Genomic DNA, 7,623 nt, shown 5'->3' on the forward strand with positions numbered 1-7,623 from the left:
TTCTTGCCATTGGCGTTGACCCTCCGTTGCGTGCTGTGCGGTGGTCCGAGCGTAAGCAGGCATCAGCTTGTTATCACTGCCTGACCTCAGACTTGGCGGTGAAGTTATCATTGTCGGTGACCTGCGGTTGAAAAGATTCTGTAAATATAATTGAACGATCTGTTGCAGCGTTTTCGTCACTGGCGGTGTCTCGACGAGCTTCGGAGGGTTGTGATGCTCAAGGACGCCAGTTTTGTCAGGCGAATTGAAAAGCTGACCCGCACTGCCTCACGCTGAATGTTACCGATAGATTCGCGGTCCCGAAAGGGATGCATCGTCATTTGCCATCCTGGCTTGGGGACGATGGATGGCAAGATGGCAAGTCGGATCAGCATGGCAATACGGGCGGATTTGGTTGAAGCGTTATCAATCGAGCTGCGGGATCGACAAGCAGCGGATCTTGGATGAGTTTGTCGCGGTCACCGGCTATTGTGTCCGGTCGTCGCGAGACGAAGCCGCCTTCCGAGGGGCCGGCATGCCGCCCGTTATGACGAACAGGTTCGAGAGACTCTGATCGTGTTGTGGGAGGCGTCCGACCGTCTCTGCTCGAAGCGACTGAAGCCCGTTTTCCCCGTCTTGCTGGCCGGCGCTTGAGCGGCATGGCCAGCCTGATCTGGGTGGCGAGCTTCGCGATAGCTGCTGACGATCAGCGCAGCGACGGTGGATCGACTCCCTGTCGCAGGTGCGTGTTGCGGCTCGCGGCGGGCAAGCCGTACTTTCGGGACTGGAACGAACCCACCGCTTTGAAAAAAAATGGGATCATCCGGGACATTATATCGGCAAATGCAACCCTGGGCTGTAAGCTCACGAGCTTGGCACCAGATGCAGGTTGCGACGAGCTTGACGGCGGCGAGGTCGTTCGCCGGTCCTGAGCAGAGGGGCGTCCCAACGCGTTTGTCAAGCCCGTGTACACTCCGCCGCCATAGCGACCATCTCGCATCTAGATGACGATCATACACAAACTTCATTTGACGGAGTGCCCCGAACGATTGATGCTTGACTAATTGAAAGGCCACGCGGCCAAAAACGAGGCAACCGAGTGGCGCCGCTACCTCCACCGGTCGAGACGGCGCCTGGTCGTTTGAGGAGATGTCACGGAGGAGCGCGAGGCCACGACGCGACTTCGGTGCGAAAATCCTCTAGATGGAGTTGAATTCATGACGATTAGCAGAGGATCGCAGGCATTCCCGAGAAGTGAATACCTGCGTCGGGTTGCCGCGGCGAAGTCGGAAATGGCGCGGCGCGATATCGATGCGCTCGTCGTGTCCGACCAACATAACATTACCTATCTCACGGGATACAATGCACTTTCGGGCTACGTCCCCCAGGCAGTGGTTGTTTCGATGAAGGAGGAGGAACCGACTTTCATTTTGCGTCGCTGCGATGCACCGGCAGCCGTCCATCATTGCTTCATGGAGCGCGACAAAATCGTCGCCTACCCTGAAGCGCTCATCGGGAATCCTGAGAAGGACGGGTACGACTCGATAATCGATTTCCTGAAAGAAATTGGCCTCGCGAACCGCAGCATAGGGATCGAGTTGTACAGCCTCCCGGCGCAATCGGCAGAAAAGTTGAGCACGCGACTGCCCGAGGCCAGAATCGTGGATTGCACTAAGGCGGTCACCTGGATCCGTCTGATCAAGTCTGACCTCGAGATTGAGGTCATGCGAGAAGCGGCCGCAATCTCAGACGCGGCGATCCTGCGCGCTGCTGAGGTGATACGCCCTGGCGTGCGTGAAGCCGACGCGGTCGCGGAAATCGCGGGAACCTTGATACGCGGCGCGAATGGCAAGTCCGGAACAAGGATCGCGGGAATAAGTTTGTGTTCCTCACCGCGAACGGGAACTTGCCACATTAGCTGGAGTGAGGATGTATTTCGCGCTGGTTCACAGATCAATCTCGAAATTGGGGGGGTGCGCCATGGCTATTGTGCCGGGCTCATGCGCACGTACTCGATAGGTGCACCGTCGGATCGCCTGTGTCGCGTCCATGAGATCCAAGTCGCTGGCCTCGAAGCTGCTCTAGAGGCGGTTCAACCGGGAGCGACCTGCAGTGACGTCGCCAACGCGTTCTATCGCACGATTGAGAAGCAGGGCCTCAAAAAGGAGACGCGTTGCGGCTACGCTCACGGGATCGGATGGATCGAGCCGACGGCGAGCCTCAAGAATGGCGATATGACAGAACTGAAGCCCAACATGACGTTCCACCTAATGCTGGGCAACTGGATCGAGGAGGATTTCGGATATGTCATTAGCGAGACATTCCGCGTGACAGACACCGGCGTGGAGGTCCTGACCACTGCGCCCCGACGGATTTTTGAGATTTAGATGGACTCCTGAACGTCGGGTGCGAAAGTCGACTCTGTGGGCGGGTGGCGTGCGCCCACACGGTGGCGAGACGTCGCGCAGGCCCTCCGCCTACGGCTTAAGAAACTGGCGCACAGCGTCGGCGGTTCGGCTATCGACGCCTGCACATCCTGTTGCGGCGGGAAGGCATCGAGCTGAACCACAAAATGCTGTTCCTGTTTTACCGGGAGGAAACGGCTGACGGTGAGGAAGCGCCGCGGCCGCAAACTGACGCTGGGGACATGTGCGCCAATGGCTCTGTGCAGACGGTGGCCGGTTCTGGATTCTGGTGGTCGTCGACGACTTCACCAGCGAATGCCTGGCGCTGGTGGGGTACACCTCTGTTGTCCAGAATGCGGGTGGCGTGGGACTCGACGCTTTCGTCGAGGCGCGAGGTCGCCCGCTCATGACCGTCTCGGATAACGGCACCCAACTGACGTCGCTGGCGATCCGGCAGTGGCAAGAAGACAATGTCGAGTGGCACTACATCGCGCCTACGTCGCGAAGGACTGTCTTTGTGAATGGCCTGGAGCTTCCCATCGATTGCTATCTCGATCAGCAGAGCAATTGGCGGAGGCATCTCCAGGAAAATTGGAACTGACTTTAAACGAGCTTTCTCTGTGACGCCACAAAGCCGGTGCACCCTCGGGATTCTCAAGCTCGAAGGAGGGCTGCCGCCTGGCGGCACGCCGCGATGCCACGGCCCGGCTCCTCCTATCGAACCCGGCGACATTCGATTGCCCGATCATCTGGGAAACCGTGGAGGGAGCTTAGGCGGATATCGTAACCCCCGGCGATCCAGCGCTTGATTCAGCCTGCGTGGCGGCTGCTCGCCGGTTAATCTAACGAGGCGCTGTCGCGATAACTTCAAACTGCGCTTCTTCATCCGGCATCAGGCTGCGGTCGCCGCATCGGTGAAATGTCCCTGTGGCATTGTCGAGCCTGCTCCTCGTTCCGATGTTGCTCCGCCAGCTGCCGTGCGCGGCTTCGGGCTGAAGGTCGGCAAGACCACACCGCGCGGCTTGGCCGGGCGTATCCACGAACTGGTGGCCGGCCATGCGAACCTGAAGATGGTGGCCGCGGCGCTGCTTTCTGTGCATGCCGTGCTACTGCGCGAGTTCCAGGCTTTCGAGAAGCAGGTTCGCGCGCTGGTGCGCCGGGACGCCAGGGCCAGGCGTTTGATGTCGACGCCGGGGGTCGGTCCGATCGTCGCGGTCACCTATGCTTCACGATCGATGATCCAGGGCGATTTTGCTCGTCGAAGCAGGCGGGTGCGCATTTCGGGCTGACCCCAAGAAGTTTCAGTCCGGCGAGACCGATTATAGCGACCGCATCAGCAAGATCGGCGATGCCGCGGTGCGCACAGCGCTCTATTTAGGCCGCCCACATCGTGCTGACCAAGCCGCTCAAGGGCTGCACGGAGCTCAAAAGCTGGGCGATGCGGATCGGCCGGCGGGCCGGGATGAAGAAGGCCAAGGTGGCGTTGGCGCGCAAGCTTGCGGTGATCCTGCACCGCATGCTCGCCGACGGAACTGTCTTCAACGTCGCGGCCAAGATGACGACGGCAGCCGCTTAAGAAATGGAGAACCACGGTTTTCGGGGCGGGTCACCACACCAGGCCTTCACGAAGCGAAGTCCCGTCGCCGGGACGATGGATCAGGTCAGACCGCAACTTCGGACGTCGGCATTGCGACCACGCGGCTTGAGATTGGCTCGGCCTCATCCTCTTCAAACCCCATCAGGCGGCGACCGTCGCGCCGACCGTACAGAAGCGAGACCCCGGCGATTGGATGGTAGTGTGCTGAGAGTTCTGCAAATTCGCTGAGAGGGGGCGGTCATGGCAGGCTGGTGATGTTCAACGTCACCTGATTCCCGCGAAGGAACGCCACCATGACCAAGACTGAAAGTAAGACCGCCAGCGCCGCCGTCAAAGACATTCTGCTTTCGGACCCGCAAGGTCTGCACGAAGTGATCCGGGCGGTGATGCAGGAGGTGCTCGAGGCCGAGATGGACGAGGCTCTGGGTGCTTCGAAAGGCGAGCGCACACCGGAGCGGCTCGGCTATCGCTCGGGTTATTATGGCCGCACTCTTGTCACCCGTGTCGGCAAGCTTGAGCTGCGAGTTCCGCAGGACCGGGCCGGCCGCTTCTCCACCGAGCTTTTCGAGCGTTACCAGCGTTCGGAGCGGGCCTTGGTGGCCACGCTTGCGGAGATGTATGTGCAGGGCGTTTCGACCCGCAAGGTCAAGGCGATCACGGAAGAGCTGTGCGGCCATGCCTTCTCGGCCTCATCGATCTCGGCCATCAACAAACGCCTGGACGAGAGCCTGAAAGCGTTTGCCGAGCGCCCGCTTCAAGAGCCTTTTGCCTACCTCATCCTCGATGCTCGCTACGAGAAGGTGCGCGAAGCCGGCATCGTCATGAGCCAGGCGGTGCTGATCGCGGTTGGCATCGACTGGGACGGCCGGCGTCAGATCCTGGCCCTGGAGATGGCCAATCGCGAGAGCCGCTCGGCCTGGAGGGACGTTCTCGTCGGCTTGAAGGCGCGCGGCCTCAAGGGCGTCGAGCTGGTCGTGTCTGACGATCATGCCGGCCTGGTCGCGGCGATCGGCAAGGTGATCCCGGAGGCGGCATGGCAGCGCTGCTACGTGCTTATCGAGGCCCGTTACAGAAGGACCGAAGTTGCGCCGACAATCAGTAGCATCCGCAACTGCCGGTTTCCTCGTTGGATATCGGTCCAAGGCGCTCTTTTCCGCAGCTGGAATTGGCTCTCGGTGTTAGTCCGATCCAGGCGGCAAAGTCACGGCCGGTGCGAAAGCTGTCTGCATCCTGCACTACCGCTTTATCGTCGCCGCAATAAGCGGACCAACACCAGGGATGCTTGTTAGCCGACGAGCATCGGCATCCTTTTTGACCGAGGCACGGATATCCCGATCGAGCCGCTCGACGCGGGTGGTTAGTATCTCGATCTGCTCTGCTAGTTCGTTAAGGGCAAACCGGGCGGCAGGTGGAATTCTGTCGTCGCTTCCATCATTGATGATGGCCACGAGTTTGACGACGCTCACTATCTCGGCAGTTGTCGCGATACCCAATTCCGCCATGTGGGCTCTCAAGACGTTGGCGGCCTGGCTGCGTTGGCGAATCAGAAGTTCGCGAACCTTCAGCACCATCCCGGCAGCTTGCTGCTCGGCCGCCTTGATCGGCACGAACCGCATCGTTGGGCGTGTGACGGCTTCGCAAATCGCCTAGGCATCTGCTCGGCGGCCGGCCGGCCGCCAGAACCGCAAAGCGGCTGATGGTGCCTGCCAGGAACGACACACTGCTAATTTCCGCCAAGATCTGACCCGGAATTTTCGCCGAGAAGTGACCCGTCTCATGTATCGTTTGGGTCTCAGGATTTGGTCAAGGTAGCGGTTTTCCCCTTCTGCACGGCGGGCGTGTTGGCCGATCTGTTCTTGAAAGCGGAAGCTGTCGTTTCCGGTCTCCAGGATGTGGCAATGATGAGTCAGGCGATCGAGCAGCGCCGTCGAAAGACGGTAGCCATTCGCTGAAGCTGAGATTGGTGGTGATGACGACGCTGGTGCGCTCGTAGACGGTACTCAGCAGATGGACAGCAGCGCCCCGCCGGATGCGCTGAAGGGTAAGTATCCCAGTTCGTCAAGGATGACGAGATCGGAATGGGCGAGCCGATTGGCGATCTGGCCTGCTCTGCCATTGGCCTTCTCCTGTTCGAGCGCGTTGACGATCAGGCGGCGGCGCAGATGCAAAGAACACGACGATGTCGTCGCGCCCGCAACTTTCGACGATGTAGAAGCGCCCGAGCTCTATAGACCGTGCTTGGCGATATTGAGACCGATTTTGGACGTGTTTTAACAACCTTCGGCCGGCCACACTTGGCACGTTGCGATGACGGAAGCGGATTACATGCAGTAGCCTCCATCTCGCTTCTAGATAACGGCAATATGCAAACTGCATTTGACGGAAGCTGTCGGGTGAATGATATTCGAGAAAAGGCAAGTGCCAATCAGCCCAAAAAAATATACCAAGCGGCCATGAAAATTCGGGAACAACGGATGCACAGCGCGGAGACTTTCCGGGGTGTCTGCGCGGTTCGTGGCTTCATTCGGCATCAATCATATCGAAACGGGAATAGCTACTAGCGGCGCGGCCGGGCGCACACATTCTCCTTGGCAATTGTCCGACCGCTGCCGTGCACAACCCGGCACACGATTTCAACGACGAAGCCCTGCCTTATGGCATCGGCTATTAGGTGAACCTGGTCGAGGCGGCACTCGCCGCTTGACTAAGGCTGTACGAAGAGCTGCGAAACAAGACAGGAAGCTGTCCAGTGACGGGAACCTGAGGGAGAACAAACCAATGAGCGCGTCGATAAACCGCAGACGTTTCATCCATGGGGCATCCGCTATCGCGGTAGGTACGATGTCTTACCAGTCCCGCCGCGCTACTGCGCAGTCCACGGGCGAGTTGACGGTCGCGCTCAATGGTGGCGAGTACGCCAAGGCCTGTATCGAAGTCTACGTAAAACCATTCGAAGTGGAGACGGGAATCAAAGTGACCCCGATCACTGACGAAGTACCAAGGGCCAAGCTTGAGCTAATGGTGTCGACCAATAGCGTTTCGGTCGACGTGGTTCCCGTGGCCGCAGCCACATCCGTTCTAGCTCCTGAGAAGGGCTACCTCGAAAAGATTGATTACTCAATCTACAGGAAAGATGAATTGGACGCGATGCTAGACTTCGCCAATACTCCGTACAGTGTTGGCTCGATTGTCTACGCTTACTGTATGGTTTACAATACCGAGAAGTTTCCGGCTGACAAACCGAGGCCGACCACGTGGGCAGATTTTTGGGATGTCAGCAAATATCCTGGAGTTCGAACGTTGACATCCGGCGTGTACGGGTACGGCCCGTGGGAGGAAGCTCTACTGGCGGACGGTGTGTCTGCTGACGCCATCTATCCTTTGGATATAGACCGAGCCTTCGCCAGCCTGGAGAAGATCAAGCCGCATACCCGCAAGTGGTGGACGACCGGGGCCGAGCTCGGGCAGATGCTACACGATAAGGTTGTCGACTTGGCGCAGTCCTTCGACGGACGAGCCGTTTTAATGATCGACCAAGGCGTGCCGATTGAGATTAATCGGAGCCAGTCAAAGCTGACCTGGGAAAGCTGGGCCATCCCGAAGGGCGCCAAAAATCTGCAGAACGCACAGAAATTCATTGAA

The 7,623-nt window shown here is 59.0% G+C and carries 5 protein-coding genes and 6 pseudogenes; 9 read left to right on the forward strand and 2 right to left on the reverse strand.

Annotated elements, in window-relative coordinates:
• The first annotated feature begins 638 nt into the window (after positions 1–638).
• The 7 genes and pseudogenes from AC0L17_RS33760 to AC0L17_RS33790 all read left to right on the forward strand — a co-directional run.
• Entirely contained in the window at positions 639–911 is a 273-nt protein-coding gene (locus tag AC0L17_RS33760) for a hypothetical protein (protein ID WP_473518899.1), read from the forward strand.
• Positions 912–1,196: 285 nt separating this feature from the next.
• Positions 1,197–2,366, forward strand: a complete 1,170-nt coding sequence (locus AC0L17_RS33765) for a M24 family metallopeptidase (RefSeq protein WP_473518900.1) — start codon at positions 1,197–1,199, stop codon at positions 2,364–2,366.
• Between the two features lie 51 nt (positions 2,367–2,417).
• Positions 2,418–2,880: pseudogene (locus AC0L17_RS33770) on the forward strand (transposase family protein); the annotation flags it as partial.
• A 481-nt stretch (positions 2,881–3,361) separates the two neighbouring features.
• Positions 3,362–3,673, forward strand: coding sequence for a hypothetical protein (locus AC0L17_RS33775; RefSeq protein WP_473518901.1), 312 nt, complete (start codon positions 3,362–3,364; stop codon positions 3,671–3,673).
• A pseudogene (locus AC0L17_RS33780) lies at positions 3,636–3,719 on the forward strand (hypothetical protein); the annotation flags it as partial. The gene AC0L17_RS33775 and the pseudogene AC0L17_RS33780, both read left to right, overlap by 38 nt.
• 55 nt (positions 3,720–3,774) lie before the next feature.
• The gene (locus tag AC0L17_RS33785) at positions 3,775–3,960 is read left to right on the forward strand and encodes a hypothetical protein (protein WP_473518903.1); all 186 of its coding nucleotides are present in this window, start codon (positions 3,775–3,777) and stop codon (positions 3,958–3,960) included.
• Between the two features lie 314 nt (positions 3,961–4,274).
• Positions 4,275–5,033: pseudogene (locus AC0L17_RS33790) on the forward strand (IS256 family transposase); the annotation flags it as partial.
• 20 nt (positions 5,034–5,053) lie between these two features.
• Here AC0L17_RS33790 and AC0L17_RS33795 read toward each other — a convergent pair.
• Positions 5,054–5,627 (reverse strand): annotated as a pseudogene (locus AC0L17_RS33795) (IS110 family RNA-guided transposase); the annotation flags it as partial.
• A gap of 195 nt (positions 5,628–5,822) precedes the next feature.
• Positions 5,823–6,128 (reverse strand): annotated as a pseudogene (locus AC0L17_RS33800) (ATP-binding protein); the annotation flags it as partial.
• 407 nt (positions 6,129–6,535) lie between these two features.
• Here AC0L17_RS33800 and AC0L17_RS33805 point away from each other — a divergent pair.
• A pseudogene (locus tag AC0L17_RS33805) lies at positions 6,536–6,652 on the forward strand (amidohydrolase); the annotation flags it as partial.
• A gap of 107 nt (positions 6,653–6,759) precedes the next feature.
• Positions 6,760–7,623: ABC transporter substrate-binding protein (locus AC0L17_RS33810; protein WP_473518902.1), on the forward strand; the 864-nt coding region annotated here is incomplete at its 3' end.

Source organism: Mesorhizobium sp. WSM4829 (genome assembly GCF_055811475.1).

Coding starts and splice junctions, on each gene's coding strand:
- AC0L17_RS33765 (WP_473518900.1), top strand. CDS start 1,197: ATGACGATTAGCAGAGGATCGCAGGCATTCCCGAGAAGTGAATACCTG.
- AC0L17_RS33760 (WP_473518899.1), top strand. CDS start 639: ATGGCCAGCCTGATCTGGGTGGCGAGCTTCGCGATAGCTGCTGACGAT.